Source organism: Kitasatospora sp. NPDC017646, from assembly GCF_044329365.1.
GTDB lineage: Bacteria > Actinomycetota > Actinomycetes > Streptomycetales > Streptomycetaceae > Kitasatospora.
Genome location: NZ_JBIRJC010000005.1, coordinates 1 through 17,578 on the forward strand (window position 1 = coordinate 1; position 17,578 = coordinate 17,578).

The window sequence follows — 17,578 nt, forward strand, 5'->3', positions numbered from 1 at the left end:
CCGCTGTCCGTGATTCGCCTTCTCCCCTTCGGCACCGCCGCGCTCCTTCGGCTCGGGGCGGGAAGGCGCCCGCTGGGGCCGCACATGCCGGTGGGGGGGGCCCCCCCGGGTGGGGGGGGCCCCCCCCCCCCGGGGGGGGGGGGGGGGGGGGGGGGGGGGGGGCCCCCCCCCCCCCCCCCCCCCCCCACCGCTCCGCCGCTCAGCGGTGGCCGGAGAACTGCACCACCTGCTGGTACGTCGGCCGGTTCTGCCAGGTGGTCTTGTCGTCCGTCACCCCGCCCAGCGGGCGCTGGATGATGGTGTCGGCGCACCACTGGTCGCCCGCCGCGCAGTCCGCGTCGCCCGGATAGACCTGGGCGGGGGCCTGGGCGGCGGCCTGGCTCAGGGTGGTGAGCAGGACGTTCCGGCAGGCCGTGAGGTCGCCCCCGCCGCAGAACGGGCGGGCCAGCGGTCCGGCGACCGGGTCGCCGAGGACGGACCGCAGGTCCTTGTCCAGGTAGCTCCACCAGCCGTACTGGAAGGACGAACCCTTGTGCGGGATCGACTCGTTGGCGCTGACCGGGCCGCCGGCCGAGGCGCCGGTCTGCCCGCCGGAGGGCGACTCGTTCATCTGGAGCGCGCCGGTCAGGGCGGTGAACAGCTGGTCGCCGAGTCCGGGGCGCATGACGCCGTCGGCGAGCAGCGGCCACCAGGCGTCCAGCACCCGGATCGCGGTCGCGTCCGCGTAGGCGTGGCTGCCGGGTGACGTCTCCTTCCGCTGGGCGCCGTCGGCGAGCCAGGCCTCCAGCTGCTGGAGGGCGGTGGCGGCCGTCGGGTCGGTGACCGGTGCGCTGCGCAGCACCCGGATCAGGTCGGGCAGCACGTCCTCGGCCCGCAGGTCGGCCAGGGCGGCGCTCTCCATGGCCTGGGTGAGCGAGACCCTGCCGGCCTTGCCGCCGCCCTGCAGCAGTGCCTTGACCCGGTCGTCGAGCAGGTTGGCGCGGTGCACCGAGCCGTTGCCGAAGCCCGCGGCGGTGTAGCCGTCGGCCTGCTTGTTGTTCCAGGAGACGTAGTAGTCCTGGTTCACGGACTGCGGGTGCTCGGTCGGCGGCGTGTACCGGGCGGTGTTGGTGGCGGGGTCGAAGTCGGCCCACTCGTAGGCCGGTCGGGCGAGCACGGGGAGGCCGGAGTCGACGCCGGGGGCGCGGACCGGGTTGCTGCCGGAGTTGTAGTAGGCGATGTCGCGGGAGTCGGCGTAGAACCAGTTGAAGGTGTAGTTGATGTCCTGCGCGGCCCGCTGGAAGCTCGGTGCGTCGTGCACCGCTCCGGGGTCGTTCAACTCCTGGAAGCCGATGATGGAATCGGCCTCGTGCCGGTAGGTGGAGCGCAGCGAGGTGAAGGCGACGGGCGCTCCGCCGACGGTGCCTCGGGCCGTCACCAGGCCGTAGTTCGAGCGGTACATCACCAGGGTGTACGCGCCGGCGGGGGTGGAGTCGGCGGTGGTCGGGCTCCACGCGTCCTTGCGTTCCAGCCGGTCGAAGGGCAGGCAACTTCCGTGCCAAAGATAGGAGTTGGCGGCGGTGGTGACCGGCGAGCCGTCGGTGGTGCAGAGCGGGACGGCGTAGGTGTCGGTGATGTCCTGCCCGGCCGAGGTGGCACTCCAGGCGTAGTCCTGGCCGCGGCCCAGCTGCACGTAGAAGCTGAGGCCCGCGAAGGCCGCGCCGCGGGCGCTGATGCCCGGGCCCTGGATCTCCTCCAGCATCAGCAACTGCGGGGCGAAGTAACCGGTTTGCGGGCCGAACACGGCGACCGGGTGGCCGTCGTCGGTGTGCGCGCCGGAGACCAGCAGGGCGTTGGACATGCCGTGCTTGGCGGTGAGCAGGTTGCCGGGCAGAACGCCGCTCGCCTTCGTGGTCGCGGTGTTGGCCGAGCCGGTGGCGTCGTAGACCATCCGCTCGGGCACCACCGAGCCGGGGTCGGGCAGCGCCTGCCCCTGCGGGTCGTCGGGTACGGTCGCGTACGGGAATCTCTGGCCGTCGTGCAGGGTCCGTACGGCCTCCGGGTCGTCGGCCTCGCGCAGCGACCGCCACACCGCGTCCCCGGTGTCCCTGCCGTACCGGGCCTCGGCGGCCGACTTGACCTGGGCGGAGGCGAGTTCACCGCCGCCACCGGAGCCGAACAGCGCGCCGACCACCGAGGCCAGGGCCACCAGGTCGGTCAGCTTGAAGGGTGCGATGGAACCGGCGTTGGTGATCGGGTCGATGTGCCCGGTCAGGTCGTACTCGCCGGGGAAGGTGCGGCCGTTGTACGCCTCGGTGACGTACTGGTTGATGCCGTCCAGGTAGGCGTTGGCGTCGGCGAGCGCCTGGGTGGCCCGGCCGCCGCGGGCCGCGAGCGCGTCGATCTGCTGCTGCAACTCGGGCTCGGTGTACGGCGCGGCCTGCCAGAAGCTCTGTTCCAGCTGCCGGTTGGCGGCCGCGCCGCCCGCGAAGCCGGACAGCTCGCCGCGGCCGACGTGCCGAAACAGGTCCATCACCCAGAGCCGGTCCTGCGCGGCGGCGTAGCCCGCGCCGAACTCGGTCCCGTACCGGGTGGTGCCGCTGATGTGCGGCACGCCGGTGGCCTTGTCGCGCACGATCGTCACGTCGGGGCGCGGACTGGTGCTGCCGGCGACCTGGTCGGCGGGCACGCCGAAGGACGCGTCGTTGAAGAAGCTCCGCAACCCGGCCTCGGTGAGCCCCGAATACCCGGAGGCGAGGGCCGCGTACGGGCCGAGCTGGTCGTCGGTGTGCGCGGGGCGGCTGCCGAACATCCGGTTCAGCAGGATCTCGGCGAGCGTGGCGTTGCCGTTCTCGCCGGGCGGCAGGATGTCGGTGCAGCGGCCGCCGCAGTAGTCGGGCGCGGCGGCGGTCGCCGTGGTCGTGGTCGCGGTCGCGGTGGCCGGTGCGGTCAGGGCGGCGGTGACGAAGAGGGCCGACGCGAGGGCGACGGCGGCGGACCGGAGGGGATGGGGGCGTGTGCGTGGGCGCAAGGAGAGCTCCTCCGTCGAAGCCACGGGGAGTCGACGGTAGGGGCGCTACTGGACGGTTGGCTAGTGGCGTGCATGCCATTTCGCTCGCGCGCCGGGGAGAGTTGACTGTTCGTGGACCGTGGGACCGGCGCCGGTTGTCGGTGGGGTCGGTTATGGTCGCTCGCGTCGGTGGAAAGATCGTCCGTCGCGGGTCGGCGGGGCAGGGGGGCGTGCGGTGACGGGGACTGGTGTGGAGGCGGGGCGGCTCCGGGCGGTGCCCGAAGGGGTCACGCACGGGCCGAGTCGGGAGCTGCTCGCGGCCGGGGAGCTGTGCTGGTCGCACGCGTACCTGGACTTGGAGGCCTCGGGGGACGAGCCGCTGCAGTCCGCCACGTCCTGGTACGAGCGGCAGGGCGTCCGGGGCACCGAGGGCCTGTACGTGCTGGGGGAGGCCTGCTACCAGGCCTGGACGGGGCCGGTCACCGTGTTGCTGGACGGTGCGAGCGGTGAGGTGTACCTGGCGCGGCCTGACGGTGACGACGTGCTCCGGCGGGACTTGCTGGCCAGCGGCCCGGAGTCCCTGATCGCGCTGGCGGCGGAGATCGAGGCGGTCGGCGCGGCCGCCGCCGGCGAGCAGGGCCTGCCGGAGGGCGGGGTGCGGCCGTACGGTCCGGCGGCCGTGAGCGAGGTGGAGCAGCTCGTACGGCAGTCGCTGCGCGAGGCCGATCCGGAGCTGTTCCGGCGGACGGACGACCGGCCCGCGCACTGGGAGACGGCGCTGACGATCCGCGCCCTCGCCCGGGGCGCCGAGGCCGGCGGGCCGGGCGAGCAGGCGTACGCCGTCTCCGCGGCCCTGGTCGAGGACCTCGCGACGCTGAAGGGCGAGGGCAGCGTCCGGCGGTTCGAGGAGGCCGAACTGCCCGCGAGTGTCAGCCACGGCCCGACCCGTCGGCTGCTGCGCGAGATCGGCCTGCCCGTCTCCGACCGGTGCGTGCTCGACGTCGACGCCGGGGAGCCGCTGCGCACCTTGGCGGAGGAGTACCCGGAGAACTTCGACGCCGAGGGCGAGGACGAGGACGAGCTGTCGACCCGCCCGCAGCAGGGCGGGTTCCTGGTCGTCGGCGGCTGGATGTACGACTTCGTGGTCCTGCTCGACGGCGCCACGGGCCGGGTCGAACTCCCCGACTTCTGGGACGACGGGGAGCCGGCCGCCTATCTGCACCGGGACCTGTCCGCCCTGCTGTACGTGCTGTGGACCTTCGAGCGCCTGCGGGCCGTGCGCCGCGAGACGGAGCGCCCGCGGAGACCCGGGCCGTGGTCGGTGTTCGAGCCGTCCGAACTCCTCGACGGCGCGGCCGAGGCGGTGATGCGCGCCCTCGACCCGGAGGCGTTCGAGAGCGAGAGCCACTTCTGGCCGATACGGATCGACGACGGGCACATGGGCAGCCTGCTGGAGTGATGCCACGGTAGCCGGGGGGCCGTTCACGGGGCGGCTCCCGGGGGCCGGGACGGTCGGGTCCCCGGGCGCCGACCCCGTCCGATGCCGTGCCCGGCTCAGTCGGGCAGGTGCAGGGAGGTGTCCGCGGGCCCCTGGGTGAAGCGGGTGAAGCGGACCTGGAGGCCGGCGCGTTCCGGGGAGCAGCAGAACGGGCCGGCCGTGGCGGTGGCGTCCGGGGCGAGCGGTGCGAGGCGGACGAGGCGCCAGGGGCCGTCCCCGCAGCGGGCGCGGACGGTGACGGCGTCACCGGTGCGGCTGGCGCGGATGGTGACCGGGTGGCCGTGCCAGCCGGGGACGGGCGCGAGGGACCAGTCGGAGACGCCGCGGGTGGCCACCGCGCCCACGTGGGGGAGACCGTCGCTCATCTCGACTCCGGCCTTGATCCACGTCTCGGGGTCGACCCGGATCAGCAGACCGGCCTGGTCGTAGAGGGCGGCGAAGTCGGCGAGGAAGGTGACCTCGGTGGCGCTGCCCGGGGGGAATGGGGTGAGCAGAGCGTGGCCGTCGTCGCGGACGAAGCCGTAGCTGGTGGTGCGCCAGAAGTCGCTGCGGTCAAGGCTTGAGGACCAGGCGGATCGGGTTGCCCTCCTTGCGCTCCAGCGCCTCGACGGCGCGGGCGGCGTCGGCCAGCGGGAGGGTGCCGCTCACCGAGCGGGCGAAGTCCAGTCGGCCGCCGCGGACAAGATTGACCAGGTCGACGACGTCCTGGCCGTCGGAGCCGTAGTGGCCCAGGATCTGCTGGCGCAGGTAGCTGAGGCGGGTGCCGTCGGTGATGGTCAGCGGCTTGTCGGTGAGGCCGACGAGCACCAGGCGGCCGCGCTCGCCGAGGGTGGCCATGGCCTGCTCGCGGACCGGGGCGACGCCGGCGAAGTCGAAGGCGGCGGAGAGCGGGCGGCCGCCGGTGGCCGAGCGCAGGTGCTCGGCGAACCGCGGGTCGGCCGGGTCGAGGGCGGCGTCGGCGCCGAAGGCGAGGGCGCGCTCGCGGGCGGCCGGGAGCGGGTCGACGGCGATGATCGGGAAGGCGCCGATCGCCCGCAGCAGCTGGACGCCGTGGGCACCGAGCCCGCCGACGCCCCAGACGCCGACGGCCTCGGCCGGGCGGACCGCGCCGGTGGCGGTGATGGCGGCCCAGGGGGTGGAGACCGCGTCGGGGATGAAGCAGGCCTGCTCGAAGGGGAGTTCGTCAGGGATCGGCACCACCGTCGTGGCGGTGGCGAGCGTGTACTCGGCCCAGCCGCCGTCGTAGTCCACGCCGCGGGTGAACACCCTGCCGTCGCGGGTCTCGCCGGCCTGCAGCAGCACCCGGTCGCCGACGGTGGCGCCGGTCACGCCCTCGCCGAGGGTGTGGACGGTGCCCGCGACCTCGTGGCCGAGGGTGACCTTGTCGCCCCGGAGGAGGAACGGCTTGAGGGTGCCGTCGATCAGGTGGACGTCGGAGAGGCAGACGCCGGCGGCCTCGACCTTGATCAGCACCTCGCCCGGGCCGGGCACCGGGACGGGTACCTCCTCGACGGCGAAAGCGCCCTTGGTGACGTCGAGGCGGCCGGCGAGCATCGTGGCGGTCATCGGGAGTTCCCTTCTGCCGGGGGCGGCGGAGCCGGGGGAGTGCCTCGCCGCCCCAAACTTGCTTGTTGGACAACAAGCAAGTTCGACCCTAGCATGGTGCCATGCCCACGCACGATGAAACGGCCACCACCCCTGACACGCCTGCGCAGGAGACCCCGGCCCGCCGCACCCAGGCCGAGCGCCGTGCCCACGCGGAGGGTGCGCTGCTCGCCGCCGCCGCCCGGCTGATCGCCGAGCACGGCAGCACCGGGGTGACCCTGGCCCGGGTGGGAGAGGAGGCCGGTTTCAGCCGCGGCCTGGCCACCCACTACTTCGGTTCCAAGGCCGCCCTGCTCGCCCGGCTCCAGGAGGAGGCGCTGGCCGAGGCGATGGCGGCGGCCGCGCCCGAGCGCAGTGGCGCCGGGGCGGTGGAGGAGCTGTGCGGCTTCGCCCGGGGCTGCCTGGAGGGCGTGCGGAACCCGACCGACCTGGGCCGGGCCTTCGTGGTGCTGGGCGCCGAGGCGCTCGCCGGTGCATCCGAACTGTCGCCCGCGGTGGCCGAGTTGGATGGCAGGACGCGCGGCTGGGCGGCGGAGGTGGTCGGTCAGGGACTGGCCGAGGGGCAGCTGCGGGCCGAGGTGGACGCGCGGGCCTTCGCGTTCGCCTTCGTGGGTCTGCTCAAGGGGCTGGTGGTGCAGGCGGCCGCCGCACCGGAGGCCTTCGACGTGGTATCGGCCACCGCGGAGGCGGAGCGCTGGATCCGGCTGGCGCTCGTCGCGGACTGACAAAGGCGTTTCGGGCCACGGTGACGCCCCGAAACGCCGAGCGCCGCGCCGGGGGGGCCGGCGCGGCGCTCGTGATCGCAGCGGGTTCGCAGCAGGTTCGCCGCGCGGTCAGGCGGTGGGCGCCAGCCGGGCCGCGAGGGCGTCGGTGTCCGCGAGGAACCAGATGTGGGAGCCCCGGTTCGACTCGACGACGAGCGAGCGCAGCGCCGAACTGGCCTCCAGGTGGCGGGAGATGTCGCCGAGGACAACCAGCCTGACGTGGTAGTTGACGAACTTCTGCATGACCTCGCCCGCGAACCCGGTGCTCAGCACGAAGAAGGTGTCGTCCAGCCGCTCGGCGGCCACGGCGACCGTCTCGGCGCCGCTGTACGCCGCGCCGATGAGATCCAGTGCGTCCTGCACGGTGGTGATCGCGGGCCCGGCCGGGTCGCACACGAGCACCTTCACCCCGCTCAGTTCCTGCACTGTGTCTGCCATGCTGCTCTCTCCTGCCGGTCGGACGCGACGAGCCGGATCCGGTCATCCGGGCACGAGCCTCAACCTAGGCCAGGGGGAGGGGCGGTCGGAAACGATTTACCGCCCGGTGGCGGCTACTTCCGGGAGCGGCCGTGCCCCGTCGGTGCCGCGATGCGCACCCGCGTGGCGGGGGCGGCCCGTTCGAGGTCCTCCAGCTGGGCCAGGACGGTGGCGCGCAGGTCGTCGTCGTCCTCGAAGTGGTGGTCGTGGAAGAGCGTGTAGCCCGTCCACATCAGGTTGGCGCACACCCGGGCCGGCACCCGTCCCGTCCGGGCGCCCATGCCGACCAGCGCCACCGACCGGATGCTCCCCGGCGCCAGCCGGTTCTGCCGGTGGACGGCCTGGAAGGCGGCCGCGCAGGCGAGGGCCACGTTCAGGGTCTCGCTCACGTTCTGCGAGGAGGTGTGCATCGTGGGCGCGGATATCAGGAACTTCGGGTTGACGGCCCCGGAGGGCACGCAGACGGCGCTGCCCACCGGCAGCGTGCCCGCGTACCGGTCGCGTATCGCCCGCTGCACCTTCAGCTGGATGCCCGCCCCCAGGTGCCGCTTGATCGCCGCGTCCGTGCCGCCGTCCATCCGGCCGCGGGCGTTGGTCGGGCTGACCCAGGCGTCGACCTGTTCGGCGAGGATCGAGCCGTGCCGGACCTCGACGTCGGGGACGTCCGCGAAGGCCGCCCGCCACGACTCGACCACCGTCGCGTTGAGGTCCGTCAGCACCACCCTGAGCGGGGACTGCGCGCGGTCCGTCGTCATGCTGCCACTCCTGTTGTTCGTCGGGTCCTGTTGCCCGTGCTTGCCCGTGCTCGTTCGTCGAGCCGTTTCCCCCGTCGACCAGGAAGCTAGCGCGCGGCACCGACAATCCGTCCGCCGCCGGGCTGCCGACCCGGACTGTCGGTGCCCGCTGTTAGGAATGTGCCGTCCGTTAGCGAGCTGACGGCCAGTCATCCGAATCCTTCCGTGATCCGATCCAGCCGGAGTACCACCATGAGTGCTGCCGAATCCCCCACCCCCGTCCAGCCCGACCCGAACGACCCGCTGGCCCTCACGGAGCTGTTCCAGGGCGGCGGCGAGCCGTGGCTCCCGGTGCTGAAGCCCGTCATCGAGGCGCGCCCCGGCGCGGCCTCGTTCATCGGCCCGGGCCGCAGCCCGGAAGTCGTGCCCGTCCGCGAGCTGACCTTCCAGGCACTGAAGCCGCACGCCCCGCACCGGTGGAAGGTCGTGGTCTTCGGCCAGAACCCGTACCCGCGGCCGGAGAGCGCCACCGGCATCGCCATGTTCGACAACGCCTTCCACGACTGGAAGGAAAGCCAGTTCGGCCGGGTGATCAGCATCCGCTGCATCATCAAGGCCGCGGCGATGTGGAAGTACGGCATCCCCAAGAAGACGCCGATCGCGGACATCCGCGCGCTGCTGAAGAAGGAGGAGACGGTCCAGCCGCCGGAGTGGTTCCAGGCGATGCTGACCCAGGGCGTGCTGCTGCTGAACGCCGCGCTCACCGCCAGCGCCGACGGCTCGATGGGCCCGGACGAGCACACCGGTTTCTGGCGGCCGGTGGCCGAGCGGATCGTCGAGGAGATCCTCCGGGCCAAGCAGCAGGCGGGGGAGGAGGACCGGGGCGTCGTCTTCGCCTGGTGGGGGGCGCACGCGCGCAGCCTGAAGAGCGTCGTGCAGCGGCTGGAGAAGAAGTACCCCGACGTCCAGGTCCGCCACATCGACCACGCCAACCCGGCGGCCCAGGGCGACATCTTCTGCGACAACGACCACTTCGCCACCGTGAACGCCGCCCTCGCCTCGCTCGGCTCGGACGAGATCGACTGGCTGCCCAGCAAGGGCTGGAACGCCGCCGCGGCACAGGGCGAGGGCGCGGACGGCGGCGTCGCCGAGCGGATGGGCGCGTTCATCGCCTCCACCATGGAGCTGCACCAGCTCTACCTGGACCGTCTGGCGAGCGTCAAGGACGAGGGCCTCGAACTCCCGGCGATCAGCGGGGTGTTCGACACGCCGCTGATGGGCTTCCGGGAGGCCGTGGCCCCGGTCGCCGGGCTGCTCCGCGGCCTGGACCGGCACGTCGCGCTGTCGCACGACTTCGGCAAGCGGCGGGCGGACGAGGGCGCGGCCCCCGGCCTGTCCGCCGACGCGATCGCCGCGCTGTACCTCTACACCTGCGAGTCCGCGTTCTACCGGGAGATCAACGCGGTGCTGCGCTCCTCGGACCGCAGCCGGCTCGTCCCGTACCTGCCGTACCTGCGGCTGCTGTTCGCGGCGGTGGCGCAGCTGCCGGTCCGCACCGAGCCGCTCTGGCGCGGGGTGTCGCTGGACCTGCGCAAGCAGTACCCGCTGGGGCGGACGGTGACGTGGTGGGGCGTCTCCTCCTGCACGTCCGAGCTCGGCGTGGCGAAGTCCTTCCTTGGCAGCCGCGGCAAGCGGACGCTGTTCGAGGTGCGGCCGCTGCGCGCCACGGGCATCCAGCGGTTCTCGGCGTTCACGGGCGAGGAGGAGTACATCCTGCTGCCCGGTACCCAGTTGGAGGTCACGGACGTGCGGGCCCAGCGCGGCGGGCTGTGCACCGTGACGCTGACCGAGATCGCGGAGGGGCCGTTGGTGTCCTGAAGTCCCACAGGGGCTGACTTGGTTAGAATCTTTACTTGGTTAAGTTAAGGTAGTTCCTCCGAACAGCAGCCGAGCCGAGCGCGGAGGAAGCGATGACGTCAGGAGCCCTGGGTCTCGACGGTGAGTTGGCGCGCGAACGCGCCCACGTCGAGGTCTGTCGGGCGGCGATGGCCCGGCAGGTCGCGGACGCCGACCACCAGGTCATCGCCGGTGAGGACGTCTCGGGCGACGGCGCGAGCGCCGAAGCCCTGGGCCGGTACCTGCGGACCAGGGCCAAGCGGATGAAGGAGCTGCCGGAGAGCCCCGCGTTCTTCGGCCGCCTCGAATTCGGGGACGCCCCCGAGGCCGGGGAGCACCGGGGGCAGCGCTACTACGTCGGCCGGCAGCGCATCTCCGAGGACCCGACCGTGCCGCCGCTGGTGGTCGACTGGCGCGCCCCGGTCTCCCGGGCGTTCTACCGGGCGAGCACCCACGACCCGCTCGGACTCGCCGGACGCCGACGGTTCGGCTGGGCGCCGTCGAGCCCGGGCCGGCCGCAGGACCTCACCGGACTGGAGGACGAACGACTCGGCGACGCCGAACAGCACCCCGCGAACGGGCCGGGTGGCATCCTGGCCGCCGAGATCGAGCGCCCGCGCACCGGGCCGATGCGCGACATCGTCGCCACCATCCAGCCCGAGCAGGACGAGCTGGTGCGCGGCGGGCTCAGCGAGTCCGTCTGCGTCCAGGGCGCCCCCGGCAGCGGCAAGACCGCCGTCGGCCTGCACCGCGCCGCGTACCTGCTCTACAGCTTCCCCCAGCGGATCCGGCGCAGCGGCCTGCTGGTCATCGGCCCCAACCGCACCTTCCTGCGGTACATCGCGGAAGTCCTCCCCGCCCTCGGTGAGCTGGACGTCTCCCAGTGCACCGTCGAGGACCTGGTCGCCACCCGCCCGGTCACGGCGGTCGACGGCGAACGGGCCGCCGAGATCAAGCACGACGCCCGGATGGCCGTGGTGCTGCGCCGGGCGCTGTACGGCCGGATCCGGGCGGCCGGCGCGGAGCCGCTGGTCGTCCCGGAGGGCTCCTACCGCTGGCGGGTGCCCGGCGAGCGGCTCGACCGGCTGGTCGCCGAGGTCCGCGAGCAGGCGCCGCCGTACGCGATCGGGCGGGAGAACGTCCGGGCCCGGGTGGTGGCGACGGTCCAGCGCCAGGCCGAACGCCGGACCGACGTCAAGAACGCCGCCTGGCAGGCGAAGGTCGGCCGCTGCCGCCCGGTCGCGGCCTTCCTGGAGGCAGCCTGGCCCGCGCTTCGCCCGGAGGCGGTGGTGGCCGCGCTGCTCGGCGACCCGGCCGTGTTGGCCGGGGCCGCGGACGGCGTGCTCGACGCCGAGGAGCAGGCGGCGATCCTGTGGCGCCGGCCGCCGCGCTCGGCGAAGAGCGCGAAGTGGTCCGAGCACGACCTGCTGCTCCTCGACGAGGTGGCCGGACTGATCGAGCGGCCGGCGAGCTTCGGCCACGTGGTGGTGGACGAGGCCCAGGACCTCTCCCCGATGCAGTGCCGGGCGATCGCCCGCCGCAGCGCCTTCGGCTCCCTCACCGTGCTGGGAGACCTCGCCCAGGCCACCGCCCCCTGGTCGGCCCGCAGCTGGGCCGACCAGCTCGCCCACCTGGGCAAGCCGCAGGCCGCCCTGGTGCCGCTGATCACCGGATACCGCGTCCCGGCCGCCGTCATGGCGCCGGCCAACCGACTGCTCGGCGCCCTGGACGTGGACGTGCCACCGGCGGTCTCACTGCGCCGGGGCGGCGAGGTGACCGTCCGCCGGGCACCCGACCTGGACGGGGCCGTCGTCACCGCCGTGCGCGCGGCGCTGGCCCGGGAGGGCTCGATCGCCGTGATCGCCACCGACGACGCCCTGGCCCGGGCCACCGCCGCACTCCGGGCCGCCGGGATCCCGAGCGCCTCCGCCGAGGACGCCACCACCACCCGGGTGACGGCCCTGCCCGCCTCCCTGGCCAAGGGCCTGGAGTACGACCACGTGATCGTCCTGGAACCGGCCGCCATCGTCGAGGCCGAACCGCGCGGTCTGCACCGCCTCTACGTGGTACTGACCCGCGCGGTCTCCCGCCTCGACCTCCTCCACAGCCGCCCCCTCCCGGCCCCGCTGACCGCCTGACGCGCAGCCGGGAGGTCAGAGCACCCGGTGCAGCCAACCCCGGGTGTCCTCGGTGCGTCCGTACTGGATGTCCAGGATGTGTTCGCGGAGGGCGAGGGTGTGCTTGCCGGGGGCGGCGTTGCCGATGGTGAACTCGTAGCCCCGGCCCTTGAAGGCGGTGATCGGGGTGATCACGGCGGCGGTGCCGGCGGCGAAGACCTCGGTGATCGTGCCGTCGGCGGCTCCGGTGCGCAACTCGGTGAGGGTGACGGCGCGTTCGACCGGGGTGAGGGCGAACTCGTCGGCCAGGGCGAGGATGGAGTCCCTGGTCAGGCCGTCGAGGATGGTGCCGAGGGCGGGGGTGACCAGCTCGCCGGCGGCGGTGATCAGGCAGAGGTTCATCGTGCCGGACTCCTCCAGGTCCCCCTCGCCGCCGGTGTCGTCCAGGAACAGCACCTGATCGCAGCCGTGCTGCTTCGCCTCGGCCTGGGCGGCCAGGCTGGCGGCGTAGTTGCCGCCGCACTTGGCGGCGCCGGTGCCGCCCCGGCCGGTCCGGGTGTACTCGGTGCTGACCCACAGGCTGATGCCGGCGACGCCGGAGGGGAAGTAGGGGCCGGCCGGGCTCGCGATGACCGAGTAGGTGACGTGGTCGGCCGGGCGGACGCCGAGGAAGGCCTCGGAGGCGAACATGTACGGGCGCAGGTACAGGCTGCCCTCGCCGTCGGCGGTCGGCACCCAGGCCTCGTCCGCGCGCACCAACTCCTCGACGCTGGTGAGGAAGTCCTCCTCGGACAGCTCGGGCAGCGCCAGGCGCCGCGCGGAGCGGGCGAAGCGGCGGGCGTTGAACTCCGGGCGGAACAGCCAGACGCTGCCGTCGGCGTGGCGGTAGGCCTTCAGACCCTCGAAGATCTCCTGGGCGTAGTGCAGCACGGCCGCGCTCGGGTGCAGCGAGAACGGGGCGAGCGGCCCGATCCGGCGGTCGTGCCAGCCGGCGGCGGAGGTCCAGACGGCGGTGGCCATGTGGTCGGTGAAGAACCGCCCGAACCCCGGTGCGGCGAGGATGCCCCGGCGGTCCGTCTCGGAGGCGGGACCGGTGCTCCGGGACAGCGGGAAGGTTCCGCTCATCGTCAACTCCTCGTGGTGGTGGCCGGTCCGCCGCGGGCAGGCGGGCAGACCAACGGGCGGATGGGCGTACGGAGGGACGGGCGCACGGAGGGACGCGCGGGGCCGGTGCTCGGCGCCGCCCCGGCATGCTAACGCCCGTTCGCTTCGGCGGCGCCCGTTCGTTCGGGTCGTGGACGGACCGAACCGGCAGCCCCGGGGCCCCTGCGCGGGCAGGCCCGCGCCCGCCCGGTGACGCCGCGCGACGAGTCGCCGGATAAGCCAATGCGAGTTCCCCGCGAGTTGCGCCCCGATTCCCCGGCGGGGTGGGCCGGTTGTCGAATCGGCCCATTCAGGAGGTGGTGCTGCCGCGCGGTTGGCCGATTATCGCCAACTATTGAGCGTGCTCACTCAGCTGAGGTACAGTCATCAGCGGTTGATCGGCACACTATTCATCATCCTCGATGGCAGAACCGACCAGGCGGCACAACCGGCCTCCGCAGAGCGGCGATCCAGTGACGGATCGAATGAGTTCTGGCATCATTTCCAGAAAGGCCGCTTCGGAGACCATGGACTTTCCGGACGACCTCGGGCCAAAAGCCGGACTTCCTGGACGGCGCCCGTGAACGGCCAGATACTCCCCGACAAATGGTTCGTTTCCCGAGAATTGCGTCCGGAGGCGCCGGTCAGGCTCGTCTGCTTCCCCTATGCCGGCGGCGCCACGGCCGTCTACACCCGCTGGCCGGCCGCGCTCGGCCCCGACGTCGAGGTCACCGCACTGGCCCTGCCGGGCCGGGAGCGCCGCATCGGCGAGCCCGCGGCCGTGGACGTGGAGCAGATCACGGCGGCCGTCGCGGCTTCCGCCGACCGGCCCTACGCGCTCTTCGGCCACTCGATGGGCGGCCTCCTCGCGTTCGAAGTGGTCCGCCGGCTGCGCCGGGACGGGGCCCGACTGCCCGTCCACCTCTTCGTGTCGGGCTGCGCGCGGCCCGACCAGCCGCGCGGCGGGGACATCTTCGACGGCCTGTCGGAACTCCCCGACGACGAGATGTTGGAGCGGCTGGTCCGAGGCGGCGGCCTGCCCGCCCTCGCCCTGGACGAGCCGGAACTGCTGGAACTCGTCCTGCCCGTCTGCCGGGCCGACTTCGGCTGGCTGGACGCGTACGACTGCGGCGACGAACCGCCCCTGCCGGTGCCCATCACCGCCTTCGTCGGCGCCGAGGACGCCTCGGCCCGACCCGAGGACGCGGCCGGCTGGGCCGCGCACACGACCGGTCCGTTCACCCAGCACGTGGTGCCGGGCGGACACTTCTTCCTCGATGACAACCTGGACGCCATCAGCCGGGCGATTCGCGCCGGGATCGGGAACCCCGTGGCATGACGGCCCCGGGCCGGGCCCGGGGCCGACGGGGATCCACGAGACGGCTGCCGGGCCACGACAGGTTGGAACGACGAGGTCAGGAACTCTGATGGCGGATGGAACCACCGGGTCGGCCGTGCCCGGCGTGGGCGGGGAGCGCACCGCCCGCGCGGCCCACGGCCAGGAACTGGCCTGGCTGACCGGCCGCCGATTCGAAGGCCAGCTGCTCCAGCACGTGGCCGACACCTTCCGGGTCGGCGCCGCGACCGACGAGGCGCAACTGCGCTCCGCCTTCGGTGAACTGGCCCTCCGGCACACCGCTCTGCGCACCTCGCTGCGCGTGGTGGACGGCGAGCTGTGGCAGGTCGTGCATCCGCGGATCGGCCTTCCGCTGGAGTTCACCGACCTCCGCGGGGTGGACGACGGCAGGCGGGCCGAGCAGCTGGCCGGGATCGCCGAGCAGGCGGCCGCACAGCCCTTCGACCCGGGCCGGGCGCCGCTGTGGCGGGCCGTCGCGGTCCGGCTCGGCGAGACGGACTGGGCGGTGGCGCTGGTCGCCCACCAACTGGTCTGCGACCCGGCCTCCTTGTTCCTGCTCAATGCCGAACTCGTCGAGCTGTGTGCGGCGTCCGAGCAGGGCCGCACGCCCGTGCTGCCGGAGCTGCCGAGGGACCCCGCCGGCTCAGCCGACCGCCGGCAGGACCGGTCGGCCACCGAACTCCGCGCACGGAACGAGGAGTTCTGGCGCGAGCAGCTGGCCGGCCTGCCGCCCGGCCACGGCATCCCGCTGGACCGGCCGCGCCCGGCCGTCCGGACCTTCGCGGGCGCCGAGGTCCGCTCGGAGCTCCCACCCGGCCTGCCCGCCGCGCTGCGCAAGGGCGCCGACCGGCTCGACGCGGCGCCCGCCGTGGTGCTGCTGGCCGCCTACGCGGCGCTGCTGCACGGCCGGTCCGGTCGGACCGACCACGGGATCGGCGTACCCGTCTCCGGCCGGCACCGGCCGGAGACGCTGGCGCTGGTCGGCGCCCTGGCCGGCACGGTGGTGCTGCGACTGGACACCTCCGGGGACCCGGACTTCGCCGAGCTGGTCGACCGGGTCCGGGGCGTCGCGTCGGCCGCCTGGGAGCACCAGGGCCCGTCGTGCCCCCACGCGCACCAGCTCGCCTTCAGCCTGACGGAGGGCCCGGACCCCGGCCCCCCGTGCGGCTTCGCCGAGGCCGACCTGCTGCTCGAAGTCGCCGGCCGCGCCGCCCGGTTGGTGTACGACAGCGCGCTGTTCGCCCCCGTGACCGCCCGCGGCCTGCTCGGCGACTACCTGGCGCTGCTCGCCGCCGCCCTCGCCGAGCCGGCCACGCCGCTCTCCCTGCTGTTGTCCCTGCTGCCCGGAGCCGCCGCGACCCGGCCGCCCCGACCGGCCCACGACGAGCGGACCGCCGGTTCCCCCACCGCCGCCCCCGGACCGTCCGAGCCGGAGGCCCCCCGTGGGGGCCGGGCCGCCCCATCGGTTCTTCTGAGGAGCACGACATGACGGTGACCGGTCGGATCGTCGGCGTACCGAGCGAGGTGTGGCACGAGGAGGTGCTGGCGCCGCAGTTCGCGTACGAGGCCGAGCACCTGCTGCGGCACTACGTGGCGATCGAGAAGGTGCTGCTGCTGGAGTACCGGCGGATGGAGCTGGTCGACGACGCGGGCACCGCCGCGATCGCGGGCCGCCTGGACGGGGTGTCCCCGGAGACGGTCCGGGCGAACCCGCGGGAGAACATGTCGGACATCTCCTTCGCCCTGGAGCGGCACGTGGCGGCCGGCCCGGTCGCGCCGTTCGCGGCCTGGCACGTCGACCGGAGCCGGAACGACCTCCAGGTGTGCGCCCAGCTGCTGTCCGCCCGCGAGCAGGTGCGGGCGCTGGCCGCCGACCTGCTCGCCTTCGACGCGGCGGTCCGTGAGCTGGCGGCGGGGGCGGTCGAGGTGCCGATGCCCGGCTACACCCACGCCCAGGCCGCCCAGGTCGTCAGCCCCGGCTTCTACCTGGCCGCGCTGTCCAGCGAGACGCTGACCGCGGTGCGCCGGCTGCTCGCCGCGTACGACGAGATCGACGCCTCGCCGCTGGGCGCGGGCAGCATGGCGGGCCAGGAACTCGCCTGGGACCGCGCCCGGATGGCCGGGCTCCTCGGCTTCGCGCGTCCCCAGCCGCACGCCCTGGTGGCCGTCGCCTCGCGCGGCTGGGCGCTGGCGATCGCGTCCGAGGCGGCGAACTTCGCCGTCGCGCTGAGCCGTTTCACCACCGACCTGATGGCCTGGGGCGGCAGCGCCCACGGCTTCCTGGACCTCCCGGACGAGCTCTCCGGGATCTCCGCCGCGATGCCGCAGAAGAAGAACTTCCCCGTGCTGGAGCGCATCCGCGGCCGCTGCGCGCTGGTGGCCGGCAGCGCGGCCGAACTGGCGGCGGCGCAGCGCAACACCCCGTACACCAACACCGTGGAGGTCTCCAAGGAAGCCGGCGCGCACCTGCGGGTGCAGAACGAGGCGCTGCGCTCGACCCTGCGGCTGGCGCACGCCGTGGTCACCGGGCTGGAGTTGCGCACCGACCGGATGCGCGCGGCCTGCGAGGGGGAGTTCCTCGGCGGCTTCACCCTCGCCAACCGGCTGACCCTGGACGAGGGCGTGCCGTGGCGTACGGCGCAGATCATCGCGGGCCGCTACATCAAGGCCGCGCTGGACAAGGGACTGGCCCCGGCCGACGGCGACGCCGCGCTGCTCTCGTCGATCGCGGAGGACGCGGGACACCGGCTGGCCGGGCCCGGGGCGCTGCTGGCCGCATCGCTGAGCGTCGAGGCGGGGTTGCGCGCCAAGACCTCGGTCGGCTCGACCCACCCCGACCAGGTCCGCGCCACCCTCGCCGAACTCCTCGGCGAGCACGAGCGGCTGACCGGACGGTGGGCGGAGCGGGACGCCGCCGTGCGGGCGGCGGCGGACCGGGTCGCGGCGCTGCTCGCGCCGTCGGCGGACACCCCGGCGGAACGGCCTTGACCCCGCCGCC

General features: G+C 73.9%; 12 protein-coding genes and 1 pseudogene. 7 read left to right on the forward strand and 6 right to left on the reverse strand.

From position 1 onward, the window contains the following. Nucleotides 1-199 precede the first annotated feature (199 nt). A complete protein-coding gene (locus tag ACH4J0_RS10400; protein WP_396238290.1) occupies nucleotides 200-3,010 on the reverse strand; it encodes a penicillin acylase family protein in 2,811 nt (936 codons plus the stop codon). A gap of 214 nt (nucleotides 3,011-3,224) precedes the next feature. On the opposite strand from ACH4J0_RS10400, the gene ACH4J0_RS10405 reads away from it, so the two are divergent. Beyond that, nucleotides 3,225-4,448: an SUKH-4 family immunity protein gene (locus ACH4J0_RS10405; RefSeq protein ID WP_396238292.1), complete on the forward strand. Its 1,224-nt coding sequence runs from the start codon at nucleotides 3,225-3,227 to the stop codon at nucleotides 4,446-4,448. 95 nt (nucleotides 4,449-4,543) lie between these two features. Here the strand turns inward: ACH4J0_RS10405 and ACH4J0_RS10410 are convergent. Continuing rightward, a pseudogene (locus tag ACH4J0_RS10410) lies at nucleotides 4,544-5,038 on the reverse strand (DUF1349 domain-containing protein); the annotation flags it as partial. Nucleotide 5,039: 1 nt separating this feature from the next. After that, a complete protein-coding gene (locus ACH4J0_RS10415) occupies nucleotides 5,040-6,053 on the reverse strand; it encodes a zinc-binding dehydrogenase (protein WP_396238294.1) in 1,014 nt (337 codons plus the stop codon). Nucleotides 6,054-6,154: 101 nt separating this feature from the next. On the opposite strand from ACH4J0_RS10415, the gene ACH4J0_RS10420 reads away from it, so the two are divergent. Then, nucleotides 6,155-6,817 (forward strand): TetR/AcrR family transcriptional regulator, encoded by a 663-nt coding sequence (locus tag ACH4J0_RS10420; RefSeq protein ID WP_396238296.1) that lies wholly within the window; start codon nucleotides 6,155-6,157, stop codon nucleotides 6,815-6,817. A 108-nt stretch (nucleotides 6,818-6,925) separates the two neighbouring features. Here ACH4J0_RS10420 and ACH4J0_RS10425 read toward each other — a convergent pair whose 3' ends face one another. Next, nucleotides 6,926-7,294: a DUF4180 domain-containing protein gene (locus ACH4J0_RS10425; protein ID WP_396238298.1), complete on the reverse strand. Its 369-nt coding sequence runs from the start codon at nucleotides 7,292-7,294 to the stop codon at nucleotides 6,926-6,928. A 113-nt stretch (nucleotides 7,295-7,407) separates the two neighbouring features. Beyond that, entirely contained in the window at nucleotides 7,408-8,088 is a 681-nt protein-coding gene (locus ACH4J0_RS10430; RefSeq protein ID WP_396238300.1) for a macro domain-containing protein, read from the reverse strand. Nucleotides 8,089-8,319: 231 nt separating this feature from the next. On the opposite strand from ACH4J0_RS10430, the gene ACH4J0_RS10435 reads away from it, so the two are divergent. Then, complete coding sequence (locus ACH4J0_RS10435; protein ID WP_396238302.1) at nucleotides 8,320-9,945, forward strand: ADP-ribosyltransferase domain-containing protein; 1,626 nt, start codon at nucleotides 8,320-8,322, stop codon at nucleotides 9,943-9,945. A gap of 92 nt (nucleotides 9,946-10,037) precedes the next feature. Continuing rightward, nucleotides 10,038-12,101 carry a HelD family protein gene (locus tag ACH4J0_RS10440; protein WP_396238303.1) on the forward strand — a complete coding sequence of 688 codons (2,064 nt, stop codon included), beginning with the start codon at nucleotides 10,038-10,040 and terminating at the stop codon, nucleotides 12,099-12,101. A gap of 15 nt (nucleotides 12,102-12,116) precedes the next feature. On the opposite strand, the gene ACH4J0_RS10445 is transcribed toward ACH4J0_RS10440, so the two are convergent. Continuing rightward, a complete protein-coding gene (locus ACH4J0_RS10445; RefSeq protein WP_396238305.1) occupies nucleotides 12,117-13,205 on the reverse strand; it encodes a branched-chain amino acid aminotransferase in 1,089 nt (362 codons plus the stop codon). Between the two features lie 598 nt (nucleotides 13,206-13,803). On the opposite strand from ACH4J0_RS10445, the gene ACH4J0_RS10450 reads away from it, so the two are divergent. From ACH4J0_RS10450 to ACH4J0_RS10460, 3 genes are all read left to right on the forward strand, one after another. Further along, the gene (locus tag ACH4J0_RS10450) at nucleotides 13,804-14,562 is read left to right on the forward strand and encodes a thioesterase II family protein (protein ID WP_396238307.1); all 759 of its coding nucleotides are present in this window, start codon (nucleotides 13,804-13,806) and stop codon (nucleotides 14,560-14,562) included. A gap of 88 nt (nucleotides 14,563-14,650) precedes the next feature. Beyond that, a complete protein-coding gene (locus ACH4J0_RS10455) occupies nucleotides 14,651-16,069 on the forward strand; it encodes a condensation domain-containing protein (RefSeq protein WP_396238309.1) in 1,419 nt (472 codons plus the stop codon). Further along, complete coding sequence (locus ACH4J0_RS10460; protein ID WP_396238311.1) at nucleotides 16,066-17,568, forward strand: lyase family protein; 1,503 nt, start codon at nucleotides 16,066-16,068, stop codon at nucleotides 17,566-17,568. The genes ACH4J0_RS10455 and ACH4J0_RS10460 overlap by 4 nt, the downstream gene beginning before the upstream one ends. Nucleotides 17,569-17,578: the final 10 nt, after the last annotated feature.